At 69.1% G+C, this 16035-nt stretch carries 17 protein-coding genes; 7 read left to right on the top strand and 10 right to left on the bottom strand.

Translation table 11 applies throughout. From position 1 onward, the window contains the following. Positions 1-48: 48 nt before the first annotated feature. From WFG93_RS02055 to WFG93_RS02065, 3 genes are read right to left on the bottom strand one after another with little or no spacing between them, the layout of a single operon-like run. Positions 49-966 (bottom strand): carbohydrate ABC transporter permease, encoded by a 918-nt coding sequence (locus tag WFG93_RS02055; RefSeq protein ID WP_442928220.1) that lies wholly within the window; start codon positions 964-966, stop codon positions 49-51. Then, positions 966-1874, bottom strand: coding sequence for a carbohydrate ABC transporter permease (locus WFG93_RS02060; protein ID WP_336644651.1), 909 nt, complete (start codon positions 1872-1874; stop codon positions 966-968). Before WFG93_RS02060 ends, WFG93_RS02055 begins: the two co-directional genes overlap by 1 nt. Beyond that, positions 1871-3175, bottom strand: a complete 1305-nt coding sequence (locus WFG93_RS02065; protein ID WP_336644652.1) for an ABC transporter substrate-binding protein — start codon at positions 3173-3175, stop codon at positions 1871-1873. Before WFG93_RS02065 ends, WFG93_RS02060 begins: the two co-directional genes overlap by 4 nt. Positions 3176-3274: 99 nt before the next feature. Here WFG93_RS02065 and WFG93_RS02070 point away from each other — a divergent pair, with 99 nt between their 5' ends. Continuing rightward, positions 3275-4492, top strand: a complete 1218-nt coding sequence (locus WFG93_RS02070) for an ROK family protein (protein ID WP_336644653.1) — start codon at positions 3275-3277, stop codon at positions 4490-4492. Positions 4493-4682: 190 nt separating this feature from the next. Beyond that, positions 4683-4904 carry a hypothetical protein gene (locus tag WFG93_RS02075; protein ID WP_336644654.1) on the top strand — a complete coding sequence of 74 codons (222 nt, stop codon included), beginning with the start codon at positions 4683-4685 and terminating at the stop codon, positions 4902-4904. 262 nt (positions 4905-5166) lie between these two features. On the opposite strand, the gene WFG93_RS02080 is transcribed toward WFG93_RS02075, so the two are convergent. The 4 genes from WFG93_RS02080 to WFG93_RS02095 form a co-directional block, all read right to left on the bottom strand. Beyond that, entirely contained in the window at positions 5167-6501 is a 1335-nt protein-coding gene (locus tag WFG93_RS02080) for a dihydrolipoamide acetyltransferase family protein (protein WP_336644655.1), read from the bottom strand. Between the two features lie 38 nt (positions 6502-6539). Beyond that, on the bottom strand, positions 6540-7520 hold the full coding sequence (locus WFG93_RS02085; RefSeq protein ID WP_336644656.1) for an alpha-ketoacid dehydrogenase subunit beta: 981 nt from the start codon (positions 7518-7520) through the stop codon (positions 6540-6542). After that, positions 7520-8647 (bottom strand): thiamine pyrophosphate-dependent enzyme, encoded by a 1128-nt coding sequence (locus WFG93_RS02090; protein WP_336644657.1) that lies wholly within the window; start codon positions 8645-8647, stop codon positions 7520-7522. The genes WFG93_RS02085 and WFG93_RS02090 overlap by 1 nt, the downstream gene beginning before the upstream one ends. 84 nt (positions 8648-8731) lie before the next feature. Then, positions 8732-9799 (bottom strand): histidinol-phosphate transaminase, encoded by a 1068-nt coding sequence (locus WFG93_RS02095; protein ID WP_336644658.1) that lies wholly within the window; start codon positions 9797-9799, stop codon positions 8732-8734. A gap of 63 nt (positions 9800-9862) precedes the next feature. Between WFG93_RS02095 and WFG93_RS02100 the strand changes: the two genes are divergently transcribed. The 3 genes from WFG93_RS02100 to WFG93_RS02110 are packed head-to-tail and all read left to right on the top strand — an operon-like array spanning position 9863 to position 10876. Beyond that, positions 9863-10069, top strand: a complete 207-nt coding sequence (locus WFG93_RS02100; protein ID WP_336644659.1) for a ribbon-helix-helix protein, CopG family — start codon at positions 9863-9865, stop codon at positions 10067-10069. 3 nt (positions 10070-10072) lie between these two features. Further along, a complete protein-coding gene (locus tag WFG93_RS02105; RefSeq protein ID WP_336644660.1) occupies positions 10073-10435 on the top strand; it encodes a type II toxin-antitoxin system death-on-curing family toxin in 363 nt (120 codons plus the stop codon). A 39-nt stretch (positions 10436-10474) separates the two neighbouring features. Beyond that, positions 10475-10876 (top strand): phage holin family protein, encoded by a 402-nt coding sequence (locus tag WFG93_RS02110; protein ID WP_336644661.1) that lies wholly within the window; start codon positions 10475-10477, stop codon positions 10874-10876. Positions 10877-10891: 15 nt separating this feature from the next. Here the strand turns inward: WFG93_RS02110 and WFG93_RS02115 are convergent, their stop codons facing one another. Both WFG93_RS02115 and WFG93_RS02120 read right to left on the bottom strand, forming a co-directional pair. Then, positions 10892-12211, bottom strand: coding sequence for a hypothetical protein (locus WFG93_RS02115; protein WP_336644662.1), 1320 nt, complete (start codon positions 12209-12211; stop codon positions 10892-10894). Next, entirely contained in the window at positions 12208-12471 is a 264-nt protein-coding gene (locus WFG93_RS02120; RefSeq protein ID WP_336644663.1) for a hypothetical protein, read from the bottom strand. The genes WFG93_RS02115 and WFG93_RS02120 overlap by 4 nt, the downstream gene beginning before the upstream one ends. Positions 12472-12584: 113 nt before the next feature. Between WFG93_RS02120 and WFG93_RS02125 the strand changes: the two genes are divergently transcribed. Both WFG93_RS02125 and purB read left to right on the top strand, forming a co-directional pair. After that, complete coding sequence (locus tag WFG93_RS02125) at positions 12585-13130, top strand: low molecular weight protein-tyrosine-phosphatase (RefSeq protein WP_336644664.1); 546 nt, start codon at positions 12585-12587, stop codon at positions 13128-13130. Positions 13131-13135: 5 nt separating this feature from the next. Continuing rightward, positions 13136-14509: an adenylosuccinate lyase gene (gene purB / locus WFG93_RS02130; RefSeq protein ID WP_336645048.1), complete on the top strand. Its 1374-nt coding sequence runs from the start codon at positions 13136-13138 to the stop codon at positions 14507-14509. 68 nt (positions 14510-14577) lie between these two features. Here the strand turns inward: purB and WFG93_RS02135 are convergent, their stop codons facing one another. After that, complete coding sequence (locus WFG93_RS02135) at positions 14578-15996, bottom strand: MFS transporter (RefSeq protein WP_336644665.1); 1419 nt, start codon at positions 15994-15996, stop codon at positions 14578-14580. Positions 15997-16035: the final 39 nt, after the last annotated feature.

The raw sequence follows: 16035 nt of genomic DNA on the forward strand, positions 1-16035 counted from the left end.
TCGGATGCGGTCGGGTGGGGCAGACGGGTTGCTGAGCCTGCCGAAGCGTCAGCCCTTGACGGCGCCCTGCGTGACGCCCTCCATCACCCAGCGCTGCGTGAACAGGTAGGCGACGATCGCGGGCGCCATCGCCATGAGGTACGAGGCGAAGGCGACGTTGTAGTTGTTGCTGAACTGGTTCTGGAACAGGTTCTGCCGAACCGGCAGCGTCTGCAGGTCGGGGTCAGAGATGATCAGCGATGGCATCATGAAGTCGTTCCAGGCGTACAGGAACGCGAAGATGCCGACCGTGGCGCTCATCGGCGCGAGCAGGGGGAAGATCAGTCGCCAGAAGGTCTGCCACGTCGTCGCGCCGTCGATGCGGGCGCTCTCCTCGAGCTCGAGGGGGATCGAGCGCAGGAACGCGGTGAACAGCAGCACGCTGAAGCTGAGCTGGAACATCGTCGCCAGCAGGATGACGCCGACCGGGTTGTCGAGCCCGACCCGGCCCGTGAGCTGGATCTGCGGCAGGGCGACGACGGGGAACGGGATGAACATCGCCGCGAGCAGGTAGTAGAACGAGTAGCGGAAGAAGCGCCGATCCCAGTTGCGCACGATCGCATAGGAGGCGAACGCCGCCAGCAGGATCGTGGCGATCACCGTGCCCGCCGTGACGAACAGCGAAATCGCCGCGCCGACCGGGAACTTCGTGAGATTCCATGCCTGCACGAAGCCGTCGATGCTGAACGGCGCGGGCAGCGAGAAGGCGTTGCCGTCGACGGCTTGACCGGTGGTCTTCAGCGCCATCGAGATCGTCACGTACAGCGGCAGCAGCACCGTGACGGCGCAGAGCAAAAGGATGATGGTCCCCGACCAGTTCACCCGCTCCATCGCCGTGCGCGTGGAGCCGGTGCGCGTGGAGCGGGTGGGTGTGCGCTCGGTGAGCGCGCCCGGGGTGGCCGAGGTGAGAGCGGGTTGCGTGGTCATCAGAGCGCATTCCTTCCGCGCGTCAGCGAGAGCTGGAGGAGGGAGATGAGCACCGCGACGATGAAGAAGATCGTCGCGTTGGCCATCTGGTAGGCGTAGTCGCCACCGTTGAAGCCCGCGATGATCGTCATCGCGACGCTGCGGGTGGAGGTGCCCGGTCCGCCGTTGGTGAGACCGACGATGATGTCGTAGGCGTTGAGGAAGCCCTTGAAGCCGAGGATGACGTTGATCACCACGTACCCGGCGACCAGCGGCACGGTGATGCGGGTGAGCTGCTGGGTCTTGCTCGCACCGTCGATGTCGGCGGCCTCGTACACCTCGCCGGGCACCGACAGCAGCCCGGCGATGTAGATCAGCATGGTTCCCGGGATCGCCTGCCAGGCGGTGACGATCACGATCGCGACCCACGCGAGGTCAGGGTTGGCGAGCAGGCTCGTCTGCAGCCACGAGATGCCGGTCGCCGCCCCCGCCGCAGGGAGGGAGTTCGAGAACAGGAAGTTGAAGACGTACGCGATGATGATGCCGGAGATGACCATGGGGATCACGAAGATCGTGCGCAGCCCGGTCTTGAAGCGGATGCGGGAGGTGAGCCCCACCGCGAGCAGGAACGCCACCACGTTGACCACGACGACCGTGGCGATCGAGAACCCGAACGTGAACAGATAGCTCTGCAGGATCGCCGGGTCGCTGAACATCGCGATGTAGTTCGTCAGTCCGTTGAAGCTCCACTCGCCGATGCCGATCGAGTCGGTGAAGCTGAAGAAGATGCCGATGATGCCCGGCAGGGTGATCGCCAGCGAGAACAGCACCAGCGTCGGCACGAGGAACAGGTAGTAGATCGGCTCGGCCCGCCGGCGGCTGCGCCTACGCGTCCCTCCTTCGCCGAGGACGATGTTCGAGGTGCTCATTGTGCGGACTCCTTCGTCTCGCTGCCGGGTGCGGGGGCGCGGAAGGCGATGCGCGCCCAGTCCGCGTCCATGGTGGCGAGGATGCGGTCGGGATCGGCCCCGAGCACCATGGCCTGCGCGTAGTTGAAGACCGGGATGGTCTTGGGCACCAGCACCGACGGGCCCTGGTAGATGTCACCGTCGTCGTAGTACTCGATCATCCCGGCGATACGCGGGTCGTCGGGTGCCGGGGCGTCCTTCGTCGGGGTGAAGCCGAGCTGCGAGGCGTTGTACTCCTGGATGTGCTCGGGCTCGTAGAGGTACTCGAGGAAGTCACGTGCGGCGTCGTGGTGCTGGGACTCGGCGGGGATCATCACGGCGAGGTCCATGTTCACCCGCACCGCGAGGTCGTCGGGGTCGTCGGTCATGGGCAGTGGGAACGTGCCGAGATCGAGGTCGGGGTCGGTCTTCGCGATCTCGGTGAAAGCCCAGGGCCCCTGCAGGTACATCGCCGCCTCCCCCTTGGCGAAGGCGAGGTTGCCGTCTCCGTACCCGCGACTGGGGGCATCGTCGTTGGTGTAGTTCTCGGCGAGCTGCAGCATCCGGTCCATCGGCTCGGCGAAGTTCTTCTGGAACGAGACCTTGGAGTCGGGACCGACGTCGGCGCCCTCCTTCGCGAGCGCGTCGAAGAAGTCGAGCACGTCGAGCGAGCCGCCGACCGAGTAGTCGTACCAGCCCTGCCCGACCGTCCAGTCGTCCTTGAAGGTGCCGTAGATCGGGGTGATCCCGGCATCCTTCAGCGCATCGCACACCGCGAGCAGCTCGTCCCAGGTGCGCGGCACCTCGAGTCCCTGCTCCTCGAAGATCTGCTTGTTGTAGATGACCGACGCCGCCATCACCGAGTACGGCAGTGCGCTGGTGCGTCCCTCGCATGCACCGTACTGCTCCATCAGCGGCTGCAGGTCCTCGCGCACCCGCTGAGCGGCGTCGGTCTTGCTGAGATCGCTCAGCGCGCAGCGCTGCACGAAGCGGGCGACCTCGTAGTTGTAGTTGGCCAGCATGATGTCGGGCGGGTTGCCGCGCACGAAGCTGGCCGAGACGACGTCGACCCCGGAGGTGTCGATCTCGACGCGCACGTCGTCCTGCGAGGCGTTGTAGTCGGCCACGAGCTTCGTCATGAACTCGATCGCCTCGCGTTTGCTGAATGTGAAGCGGATGGTCTCGCGGCCGTCGGACGAGCAGCCGGCCAGGCCCGATCCGATCAGGGCGAGCGCAGCGGCTCCCGCCGCCCAGCGCAGCGCGCGTGCAGATTTCGCAGACACCGTCGTCCTTCCGATCTGAAGATGCGGATAGTAAATCTAGTCATCGAATTTACTCCGTTGAGAGGTACTCTCGCACTGGGGCGAAGAAAGGTCAAGAGGGTGAGCGAAGTCTCCGCCGATCTGGGAACCGGCCGCGCGAGCGTGGGCGCGGTGCTCGACTACGCGTGGACCGCCGAGCAGTTCACAGCCACCGATGTGATGGCATCCACCTCCCTCACCCGCTCCACCGCGATCGAGGCGCTCGCGACGCTCGTCGACGCGCGCGTGCTGCAGGAGCTGCCCAACGCACGCATGGCGGGCAGCTACCGCGGCGGTCGGCCGGCGCGGCGCTTCGCGCTCTCTCCCGATCTGGGGGTGGTCGTCGGGATGGATGCCGGCGACACCCACCTCGCCGTGAGTGTTGCGGATGCCAGAGGTGACGCGCTCGTGCACCACCGTGTCGAGGTGGATCCCGCGGACACGCCCACGGAGCGCCGCGCGAGCATCGAACGTCACCTGGGCGACGCCCTCACCGAGGCCGGACGCGACCGCGCGGATCTGCTGGCACTCTGCATCGGCGTCGCGGCGCCCGTCGATCGTTATGGCGTCTCACCCCCGCATCCGGAGGGCTTCTGGGAGCGCACCAACCCCGGCCTCGCGACCGCTCTCGCGGAATGGGCCCCGGTGGTGCAGGTGAAGAACGACGCGATGCTCGCCGCTGTCGCGGAGGGCGCGCACGGTGCGGCGGTCGGATGCGGCGACTACGTGGCGCTGCTCGCCGGTCTGCGCTTCGGGGCGGGCGTGGTGATCGACGGCAACATCCTGCACGGCGCGCACGGCGGCGTCGGCGAGGGCGTCGCGTTCGACCATGTCGTCGGCGTCGGGTCGGCGTTCGGCCTGGCGCCGCTGCTGCGGGATCAGGCCCGGGCCGCGGTGGAGGGGGGCGAGATCGCCGCGACGAGTGCGGTCGGGCACCTTCTCGACGGCGAACGCGTCGACGCGCGGGCCGTGCTCGACCTCGCGGCCGCGCATGACCCCGACGCTGAGCTGGTCAGCGCCCGCGTCGGCGAGATCCTCGCGCGCGTGGTGGGCGTGTTCGGCAGCGTCTACGACCCGGCCAGGGTGATCATCTGCGGTGCGATCGCCGAGAGCATCGAGCCTGTTCTCGCGGCCGCGCGGACGGCGCTGCCCGGCCAACTCGATCTCCCGGCGCCCCAGCTGCTCGCCTCGCCCCTGGGTGCCGAGGTCGTCTCGCTGGGCGCGATCACCACCGCGCGGCTCGCCGCCCGGTCGCTGGCTGTGCCGCTGCTGGCCGAGCGGCGCCTCGCCCGCGCCTGACCCGAGAACCGCTTCTCGCTCCGGTATGAGTTTCTGCCGCTCCCCGGGCGTGGAAGCGGCAGAAACTCACACCGGAGCGAGGAGTGGGTTTGGTTTAGCGTCGGGTGGCTCGGCAGGGGAGGTACCTCTGCACGACGGCGCTACGCTGTCGCGAAGCGCTCTGATCGTCAGAGACGAGGTGAGGATGACGATGGAAATCATGGCTCTGCTGATGATCGGCACATGGATCCTCTGGGTCGTCGCGATCGCGTGTGTCGTCTATGCGATCATCCGGTTCGCCGTCGTGCACGCGTTGCGCCAGGCGCGCCACGAGGCGCGCATCGAGCAGGGTGTGCCGAATGCCGCGACCTGGCTCAAAGGCGATGAGCGTCGCCTTCTGGAGATCTCGAACTCCTCGCGCCGCGAACGATGACTAGACGTCCGGCAGATGGCGACCGCCGGACTGACCAGCAGCATCCCGAGCTTCGAGGTCGACGAAGCTTAACCGCTTCTCGCTCCGGTATGAGTTTGTGCCGCTCCCCGGGCGTGGAAGCGGCAGAAACTCACACCGGAGCGAGGGGCGGGTCGGCGGCGCGGAGCGAGGAGGCGAGACGGCGCGGAGCAGGGGCGGGTCGGCGGCGCGGAGCGAGGCGGCGAGACGGCGCGGAGCGAGGCGGCGAGGCGGGCGACGGGAGTCACTCGACGAGGAGGGCGGGCTCCTCGAGCACGGATGCCACGTCGGCGATGAACCGGCTCATGCCGTCGCCGTCGATCACGCGGTGATCGAACGAGCCGCTGACCGTGGTGACCCAGCGCGGGCGCACCTCGCCGTCGACCACCCACGGCTTCTGGGCGATGGTGCCCATCGCGACGATGCCGGCCTCGCCGGGGTTGATGATCGGGGTACCGGCGTCCATGCCGAAGACGCCGATGTTCGTGATCGTGATGGTGCCGCCCTGCTGGTCGGCGGGGCTCGTCTTGCCCTCGCGAGCGGTGAGCGTCAGGCGGTTCAGGGCGCGGGCGAGGTCCTTCATGCTGAGTTCCTGCGCGTCCTTGATGTTCGGCACCAGCAGACCGCGCGGGGTCGCCGCGGCGATGCCGAGGTTGACGTAGTGGCGCACGACGATCTCGGCGCCGGTGTCGGTGTCGGCCCAGGCGGCGTTGACCATCGGTGTGCGCCGCGCCGCCCAGATCACCGCGCGGGCCATGATCAGCAGCGGGGAGACGCGGATGTCGGCGTAGTCGGGCGAGGCCTTGAGCCGCTTGACGAGCTCCATCGTGCGCGTCGCATCGACCTCTTTCCACACGGTGACGTGCGGCGCCGAGTATGCGCTGCGCACCATCGCCGAGGATGTCGCCTTGCGCACCCCCTTCACGGGAATCGATTCCGAGCGCCCTTCCTCCCGCTGCGCGGGGACCGGCAGCTTCTCCTCCCGCACGGCGCCCCATTCGGGAGTCTCGATGTTGCGGAAGACGCTCGCCTGCTCGGCGTGCTTGATGACGTCGTCGCGCGTCACCTCCCCGTCGGCGCCGGTGGGGGTGACGTCGGTGAGCTCGACGTTCAGGTCGCGCGCGAGCTTGCGGATCGGCGGCTTCGCGATCACGCCGACCGACGCGCGCACCGGCCCCGGCGCACCGGGACCCTGCGGGTGTCGAAGGGCGCGGCGTCGTGACGACGCCCCTCCCCCGGTTCCGTATCCGACGAGCACCGACCCGCCGCCCTCGTCTGTCGCGGGCGGCGCCGCGGGATCCTTCGGATTCACCGCGACACCGGCATCCGCCACCTCGGCCTCCGACACGAACGTGATGATAGGCGCGCCGACCTCCACCGTCACTCCCTCGGCGACCAGCAGCTCACCGACCACACCCGCATGCGGCGAGGGTAGCTCGACGAGCGACTTGGCGGTCTCGATCTCGCAGATGACATCGTTGATCGCCACCGCGTCACCGGGCGCGACCTTCCAGGCGACGAGTTCAGCTTCGGTAAGGCCCTCCCCGACGTCGGGAAGGGTGAAGGTTTCGGTGGTCATGAGACGTCCTCCGGCGGGTCAGTAGGCGTGTCGGCGGGTCAGTACGCGAGCGAGCGGTCGACCGCTTCGAGGATGCGGTCGGCGTCGGGCAGATAGACGCCCTCAAGCTTGGCGGGTGGGAACGGGGTGTCGAAGCCCGAGACGCGCAGCACCGGCGCCTCCAGCGAGTAGAAGGCGCGCTCCATCACCGTCGCGGCGATCTCGCTGCCGAGGCTGGTGAACCCCGGCGCCTCCTGCGCGTACACCAGCCGGCCGGTCGAGCGCACCGACTCGAGGATCGGCCCGTAGTCGACCGGCGACAGCGAGCGCACGTCGATCACCTCGCAGCTGGTGCCCTCGGCCTCGGCGAGCGCCGCCGCCTGCAGCAGCGTCGTCACCATCGCGCCGTGCCCGGCGAGGGTGATGTCGGTGCCGCGGCGCACGACGCGCGACGCGTGCACGGGCAGAGCGGATGCCGCGAGGTCGACCTCGCCCTTCTGCCAGTACCGGCTCTTCGGCTCGAGGAAGATCACCGGGTCGTTGGAGCGGATGGCCTCCTGGATCATCCAGTACGCATCGTTCGGCGTCGACGGCGACACCACTCGCAGCCCCGGCGTGTGCGTGAAGTACGCCTCCGGGCTCTCCTGGTGGTGCTCGACGGCGCCGATGTGCCCGCCGTACGGGATGCGGATGACGACCGGCATCGACAACGCGCCCTCGTGCCGGTTGGTGAGCTTGGCCAGCTGGGAGGTGATCTGGTCGAAGGCGGGGAACACGAAGCCGTCGAACTGGATCTCGCACACCGGGCGGAAGCCGGCCATGGCGAGTCCGATCGCCGTGCCGACGATCCCGGACTCCGCAAGCGGGGTGTCGAGCACCCGCCGCTCGCCGAAGTCGCGCTGCAGGTGCTCGGTGATGCGGAAGACACCGCCCAGGCGGCCGATGTCCTCGCCCATCAGCAGCACGCGGGGGTCGTCCTCCATCGCCCTGCGCAGACCGGCGTTCAGCGCCCGCGACATGGGCATGTTCTCGATGGTCATCAGCGCGCACCCTCCTCGAACGAGCCCTCGTAGTCGTCCAGCCACGCCTTCTGCTCGATCATCAGCGGATGCGGGTCGCTGTACACGTGATCGAAGATGAGCGAGCGCTCGGGCGATGTGAGCGCGACGGCCCGGACGCGCAGGTCGTCGGCCGCCGCTGCCGCCTCGGCTTCGACGTCGTCGAAGAGGGATGCCGCCGCGCCGCGCCCCTCGAGGAACGCGCGCATGCGTGAGATCGGATCCCGGCCGCCCCAGAGCTGCTCCTCGTCGGAGTGGCGGTACTTGGTGGGGTCGTCGCTCGTGGTGTGCGCGCCCATACGGTAGGTGACCGCCTCGATCGCGCGCGGCCCGTGCCCGGCACGTGCCTCATCGAGCAGAGTGCGCGAGACGGCGTAACTTGCGAGCACGTCGTTGCCGTCGATGCGGACCGAGGGGATGCCGTACCCCGCGCCGCGCTCGACGAGCGGCACCTTGGACTGCGTCTGGACGGGCACCGAGATCGCCCAGTGGTTGTTCTGCAGGAAGAACAGCACGGGGGCGTCGTAGCTCGCAGCGAAGACCATCGCCTCGTGCACGTCACCCTGACTGGAGGCGCCGTCTCCGTAGTAGGCGATGACCGCGTGGTCGCGCTCGGGGTCGCCGGAACCGGTCTTGCCGTCGAAGACGAGGCCCATGGCGTAGCCGGCGGCGTGCAGCGCCTGGGATCCCAGCACGAGCGTGTAGATGCGGGCGCCGCCGTTCTTCGCGTCGGTGGGGTTCCAGCCGCCGTGCGAGGTGCCGCGCATCACCTTGATGATGTCGAGCGGGTCGACGCCGCGGATGCGGGTGACGGCGTGCTCGCGGTAGGAGGGGAAGAGCGTGTCGTGCGCCCGGGCGGCGCGCGCCGATCCGACCTGCGCGGCCTCCTGCCCGCGGCTGGGCGGCCAGAGGGCGAGCTGGCCCTGGCGCTGCAGGTTCGTGGCCTGCGTGTCGATCGCGCGGATGACGACCATGTCTCGGTAGAACTGCTCGAGTTCGGCATCCGGCAGCGCGTCGATGAGCGGCAGGTAGCGCTCCGCCTCGGCGGAGGGGGCGTAGCTGCCGTCGGCGGCGAGGACGCGAACGAGAGGGGCTTCGATCGGGGTCACCGCACCTACGCTACCCACGACGGCATGCCTGCTCGCGCATAGTTAGGAGGCCCAACTATATGCGCGGGATCTGGACTTCTCGTGTCAGAGCAGCGACTTCGCCACCGCGAGGACCCGGTCGATGGACTCCTCCTCGCCGACGGAGATACGGATGCCGTCCCCCGCGAACGGGCGCACCATGAGATCGTCATGCTCGAAGGCCGCGGCGGCCTCGTCGGTGCGCTCGCCAGTGGGCAGCCAGACGAAGTTCGCCTGGGAGTCGGGCACCGCCCATCCCTGCGCCCGCAGGCTGCCGAGCAGGCGCGTGCGGCGCTCGACGATGATCGAGACGCGCTCGCGCAGCTCGCGCTCCGCGTCCAGGCTCGCGATCGCAGCGCGCTCAGCCGCGCTGGTGACGGAGAGGGGGATGCCGGTGGTGCGCGCGGCGTCCAGCACTCGCGGGTGGCCGATGGCGTAGCCGATGCGCAGGCCGGCCAGGCCGTACGCCTTGGAGAAGGTACGCAGGACGACGACGTTCGGATGCCGCTCGAAGACCCGCTCGCCCAGCCCGTCGACGGCGTCGGGTGCGGTGACGAACTCCGCGTAGGCCTCGTCGAGGATAATGAGCACGTCCTGCGGCACGCGCGCGACGAACTCCGCGAATTCCGCGGCGGTGACGATCGGTCCCGTCGGGTTGTTCGGCGTGCAGACGATCACCACGCGGGTGCGCTTGGTGACGGCATCCGCCATCGCGTCGAGATCGTGCCGTGCGCCGGGCGCGAGGGGCACCTGCACACCGGTCGCGCCGGCGACCAGCGGAAGGCTCGGGTACGCCTCGAACGAGCGCCACGCATACACGACCTCATCGCCCACCGAGGACGTGCCGAGCACCAGCTGATGCAGGATCGACACCGATCCGGCGGCGACGTGCACCGCGTCCAGGTCGACGCCGTGCTTCTGCGCGAGTCGTTCGCGCAGCGCGGTGGCAGACGCGTCGGGATAGCGGTTGACCGGGGTGATGTGCTGCAGCGCCTCGGCGACCGAGGGCAGGGGCTCGAACGGGTTCTCGTTGCTGGAGAGCTTGAACGCGTCAGGACCTGCCTGCTTGCCCTGCCGGTACGGCGGCAGGGCGGCGATCTCCGGACGGATGCGGGGCAGGATCGGGTCGGTCACGGCATCAGTCTACGAGCGGCATACCGCCCCACGCTGAGGCACCGGCAGTAGTACCATTCTGGTATGGCGATGAACCTGCGACTCCCGGCTGAGCTCGATGCCAAGATCGAGGAACTTGCAGCGCGCCGACGCACGTCCAAGCACGCGGTCATCGTCGAGGCAGCCGCGCGGTTCGCAGAGTCGGAGTCGAAGACCGATCGAGTACTCCGCATCGCCGATGGGATCACCGAGCGGTACGCCGATGTGCTGAAGCGCCTCGAAGACGCGTAGCCGGTGACGGAGTACATCGAGCCCGAACAGGCGCTCGCTCTGGTCGCCTCACTGGGGCTGCGAGTGCGAGATGAGGGACTGCTCTTCTCTGCTCTGGCACGGCCAGCGGCCGGGATGCTGGGGGTCGACGCGTACCCGACGCTCGAGGAGAAGGCGGCCGCCCTCATCAGCTCGGTCGCGCAGAATCACTCGCTCTTCGATGGCAACAAGCGTCTCTCGCTGTACCTCTCCTTCATCTTCATCGAGCTCAACGGGTACGAGGTGACGTTCACGAACGACGAGGCCTTCGAGCTGGTTCTCGCCGTGTCGCAGAGTCGACTCGAGCTGCAGGAGATCGCTGAGATCTTCAGATCACACATCCGCTGACCCCGAACGCGCACGCCCTCGGCGTGACAGGATCAGCACATGCGATTCCTCATCCGCGTCGTCATCAACGCCTTCGCCATCTGGGTCGTCACGCTGATCCCGGTTCTCGGGGTCGGCATCCGGCCGTTCGCTCCCGGTGGCGACCTGCAGGTCGTGCTGACGCCGCTGGCGGTGGGCGCGATCTTCGCGCTGGTCAACTCGATCATCGGCACGGTGATCCGGATCGTCGCGTTCCCGCTGTACATCCTCACGCTCGGGCTCATCTCGTTCGTCATCAACGGCCTGCTGCTGTGGATCACCGCCTGGATCACCGGAGCCTTCAGCTGGGGGCTCGAGGTCGAGTCGTTCTGGTGGGGGGTCGTCGCCGCCTTCCTCATCTCGATCATCAACGCGATCTTCGGTGCGATCCTGCGCCCGCAGGCCAAGCGCAAGCGCCGCTGAGACGACTCATCCCGCTCACCGTTCCGTCCGTTTCGCGCCGCGCTGGGCGGTGAACTCGGTGCGCTGCACCGTCACGACCTGCTCGGCCTCGCGCGCCAGCCTGGCGTTGTACGCCTGTACGCGCGGGTCGCCGGATGCCTCCGCCCGGCGAGTGGTCTGCGAATAGGCGTCGACCGAGTGCGCGGCGAGGGATGTCAGACGCGCGCCGTCGGCGAACTCCCTCGAGACGGTGAAGCTCGCATCCGACCCGGTCCGGCCCGGCGGGCCGCCGCCGGTGAGTCCCGCGCCGACCAGGTCGTCGGTGTGCACGAGGTGCACCAGGGTCTGATCCGAGGCGAGCGAGGGCACGGTGGGCGTGCCCACCAGGGTGACCAGCTGCACGTCGTAGACGCCGCTCATCGCGACGTGACCGGCCACCGCGCCGCCCTGCGAGAAGCCCACCGCGTCGACGCGGTCGCCGGGCTGCGCACCGGCGAGTTCGAGCGCGCGCATGACCGCCGCATACGACGCGGACTTCTCCCGCTGCGCGTACAGCTGCCAGTTCGATGCCATATCCCACGGCTCCTCCCTCTCGAGGAACTCCCGCGTGCCGTCGATGTACACGGCGTACGACGACGAGCCGTCGGCGTGGGTGCGCCTCTCGACCGCGACCTGCGCCTCCCCGCGCGGGATGCGGCTGAGAGTCTCGGTCATCGTGCGCGCTGCCTCTGGAACCTGGCGCTCGGAGAGTCGAGTGACGGTCACCTCCGGCATCGGGCCCGCCAGGTGCTCTCCCTCGGGGATGACACCGAAGCTCAGCGGATTGCGGCGGATCACGCCGAGCATGTGCCGGGCGGGCAGGGTGGTGCTCCAGCCCAGGACCGCGGCGACGGCGACGTCCGCCGGCTGATCGAACAGGCCCTGCTGAGCGCTCTTCGCCCAGCCCGCCACGAGCTGGGTGGCCATGCCGTCGAGCGGCGCGTATGACGCGGCGAGCTCGTCGATGCGCTGCTGCAGGGCCTGTGCCTGTGCGGGGCGGTGCACCGAGAGCATCTGCTGGCGTGCGCGGAGATCGGCGAGCTCGTAGCAGTCCGCCATCACGCGGGTGCCCTCGGCATCCGCGGCGAGCGCTGTCGCCAGCTGCTCGAGTTCGCTTGCGGAAGCTGAGATGGCGCCGGCGCGCAGCTGCGTGGCCGGGTCGTCCGCGCACGTCAGCGCGTGCTGGGCGCGACGGAGGAGGTCGGCGGCGCCGCCGGCCCGCGCGGCCAGCGCCGTCATCCGGTCACCGACTGCCCGGAACGCGGCCGGGTCGGCCTCGATCGCCCCGCCGGAGGTGATGCGGATGTCGTCGCTCACCCGAGCGCATTCCGGGCGATCTGGTCGCGTTGAAACCAGAGCTCATCCGCGAGGCGTGCCAGGTGCACGGTGTACTCCGTGAGCGCCTGCCGCAGCCGGCGCGGTCCCGCGGCCTGCCACCGCGTCTCGTCGGTGAGCCGCGCCGCCTCGATGCGCGCCGCCGCGGCGTCCTCGGCCGCATCGTCCAGCAGCCGCAGCGCAGTGAGAACCGCCCACAGGTCGGCGGCGGACGGAGCCTGTGCGGGTGCGATGGTGAGCATGCCCTCCAGCCTGACCGCGCGGCGGCATCCGGCATCCGCTCTTCCCGACGGGTGTGCACAACTTCTCGCAATCGACGATTGGGGAGGAGCGGGGTTGCGGGCAGAATGGAGCGATGACCGACCCGGATCCCTTCCGCGTCATCTTCGTCTGCACGGGCAACATCTGCCGCTCACCCATGGCAGAAGTGGTGTTGCGCACGCTCTCGGAGCAGCGCGGCCTCGGCGCGCGCGTGACCTCGCGCAGCGCCGGCACCGGCGATTGGCATGTCGGCGAGCGCGCCGACGACCGCACCCTCGACGCACTCCTGCGCCGTGGCTACGACGGATCGCGGCACCGCGCGAAGCAGTTCAGCGCGGCATCCTTCGCCGAGAACGACCTCGTCGTCGCGCTCGACCGCACCCACGAGCGCATCCTGCGCGCCTGGGCGCGCAGCGACGACGACGAGGGCAAGGTCACGCTGCTGCGGGCGTACGATCCGCACGCGTCGAGCATGGATGTGCCCGATCCCTACTACGCGGGCGCCGCGATGTTCGATTCGGTGCTGGCTATGATTGAGAGCGCCACCCGTGGCCTCTTCGCGCAGCTCGAGCCGGCTGTGCGGGCATCCCATCCGCCGTCCCGCGTGCCGCGGGGCCCCGAGCAGGAGGACCTGCCCTGACTTCTCTGCCCTCGCTTCCGACTCAGCCGCTGAGCCCTCTCGACGGCCGCTACCAGGCCGCTGTCGCGGGGCTGGCCGACTACCTCTCGGAGGCGGGGCTGAACCGCGCCCGCGTCGAGGTCGAGGTGGAATGGCTGATCGCTCTCACCGACCGGTCGCTGTTCGAGACCTCACCGCTGTCGGATGCCGACAAAGAGCGTCTTCGTGCGCTGTACCGCGACTTCGGGCAGGCGGAGATCGACTGGCTCGCCGAGAAGGAGGCCGTCACCCGCCACGACGTGAAGGCCGTCGAGTACCTGGTGCGCGACCGGCTCTCGGCTCTGGGGCTGGATGCCATCGCCGAGCTGACCCACTTCGCCTGCACGAGTGAGGACATCAACTCCGCCTCGTACGCGCTGACCGTCAAGCGCGCGGTGGAGGGCGTCTGGCTGCCGGCGCTGGACGCGGTGATCGCCAAGCTGCGCTCGCTCGCCGAGGCGCACGCGGATGCCGCGATGCTCTCGCGCACGCACGGCCAGCCGGCGACGCCGTCGACCATGGGCAAGGAGCTCGCCGTGTTCGCGTGGCGACTCGAGCGGGTGCGCGGGCAGATCGCGGGCTCGGAGTACCTGGCGAAGTTCTCGGGCGCCACCGGCACCTGGTCGGCGCACCTGGCGGCCGAGCCGTCGGTGGACTGGCCGGAGCTCGCCCGCGAGTACATCGAGGGCCTCGGCATCGACTTCAATGTGCTCACGACGCAGATCGAGTCGCACGACTGGCAGGTGGAGCTGTACGACCGGGTGCGTCACGCCGGCGGCATCCTGCACAACCTCGCGACCGACATCTGGACGTACATCTCGCTCGGCTACTTCGCGCAGATCCCCGTCGCCGGGGCGACGGGTTCGTCGACGATGCCGCACAAGATCAACCCGATCCGCTTCGAGAACGCCGAGGCCAACCTCGAGCTCTCTGCGGCGCTGCTGGGCTCGCTGTCGCAGACCCTGGTGACCTCGCGCCTGCAGCGCGATCTGACCGACTCGACCACGCAGCGCAACATCGGCGTCGCGTTCGGGCACTCTCTGCTGGCGCTGGACAATCTGCGCCGCGGACTGAACGAGATCTCGCTGTCGCGCGACGTGCTGCTCGACGACCTCGACCACAACTGGGAGGTGCTCGCGGAGGCCATCCAGACGGTGATCCGCGCCGAGGTGGTCGCCGGGCGCTCGAGCATCACCGACCCGTACGCGCTGCTGAAGGAGCTCACCCGCGGTCATCGCGTCGGCGCGGCCGAGCTGGCGGAGTTCGTCTCGGGCCTGGAGATCGGGGATGCCGCAAAGCAGCGTCTGCTCGCGCTGACGCCCGCGACGTACACCGGCATCGCCGAGCGCCTCGCCCGCTAGTCACGAGGGGTCAAAAAACGCCGCATGCGCGCCCCCTCATCCCGCACTTGTTGACCCCCCTCTTCGCGTCAGGCGGGGGCGGGCTGATCGTCGCGCGGCATGAGCACGGCCACGATCAGGGTCAGCAGCGCGAACAGCGCAGCTCCCACGAACACCCAGGTCGACGCCCAGATCACCGTCGCCGGGTCACCCTCACCACCACCCGCCGAGAGCAACGAGTTCGACACCGCTCCGAGCACCGCGACGCCGACCGCACTGCCCGCAGACCGCGCGAAGCCGTTCATTCCGGTCACCGCGCCGCGCTCACCCCAGCCGACCGCCGCCTGCGCCCCGATCAGGGTCGGCGCGGCCGTCCAGCCGAGCCCGAAACCCAGCACGAAGGCGATCACGGCGAAGATCAGCGGATTCGGCCACCGGGCGCACAGCGCGAGCGCTGCCGCTGCCGTCGTCGTGATCGACATCCCGATCACCGCGGTGCGGCGGAAACCGATGCGCAGGTACAACCGCCCCACGAGCGCGGCGGCAAGCGGCCAGCCCATGCTCATGGCCGCCACGGCCAGCCCCGAGATGAGCGGCACGGCACCCCCCGCCCCCTCCAGATACGCCGGTCCGAAGCTTGTCACGCCGATCGTCAGCGCGCCGATCCCGAACGCCACGCACGTGGAGGTGAGGATGAGCCGTCGCGTGATGAGCGCGAAGTCGATGATCGGCTCCGCAGCGCGCTTCTCCACCTGCGCGAACGCCACCAGCAGCAGCGCCCCGCCGCCGAAGCACACTGCGCTCTGCCACGACAGCCAGGCCCACGCGGTGTCGCCCTCGAGCAGCCCGAGGATGATCCCCGTCAAGCCGAGCGTCAGCAGGGTCGCGCCGAGGTAGTCGATGCGGTGCCGGTGCACCTCGACCTGCTCGCGATACCGACCGATCAGCATCCATCCCGCCAGCAGGCACAGCGGCACATTGACGAAGAAGATCCACCGCCACGCGTCGAGCTGCGCGAAGATGCCACCCAGCGACGGCCCGACCACCGACGAGATCGCCCACACGCTCGCCATGTACCCCTGCACCTTGGCACGCTCGGCGACGGTGTAGATGTCGCCCACGATGGTCATCGCCATCGGTCCCACCGCTCCGGCCCCGAGGCCCTGCACGATGCGGAACAGGATCAGCGTGAACATGCTCCACGCGAATCCGCACAGCACCGAGCCCGCAAGAAACAGCCCGATCCCCAGCAGGATGATCGGCTTGCGCCCGATCGTGTCGGCGAAGCGCGAGTAGATGGGCACGCTGACGGCCTGCGCGAGCAGGTACACCGAGAACAGCCACGGGAACAGCTGATACCCGCCCAGGTCCCGCACGATGGTCGGCACCGCCGTGGCGAGGATCGTGGTATCGATCGCGATGAGTCCGGTCGCCAGCATGAGGGCGCCGAGCACGGGGCCGCGCTCGGATCGCAGGCCGACGGACGCACGATCGACGGAGACGGTCATGACAGCCTCAAGCCCCGGCATTCGCGTTCTATTCCCCAC

The organism is Microbacterium sp. USHLN186 (assembly GCF_037145155.1).
GTDB lineage: Bacteria > Actinomycetota > Actinomycetes > Actinomycetales > Microbacteriaceae > Microbacterium.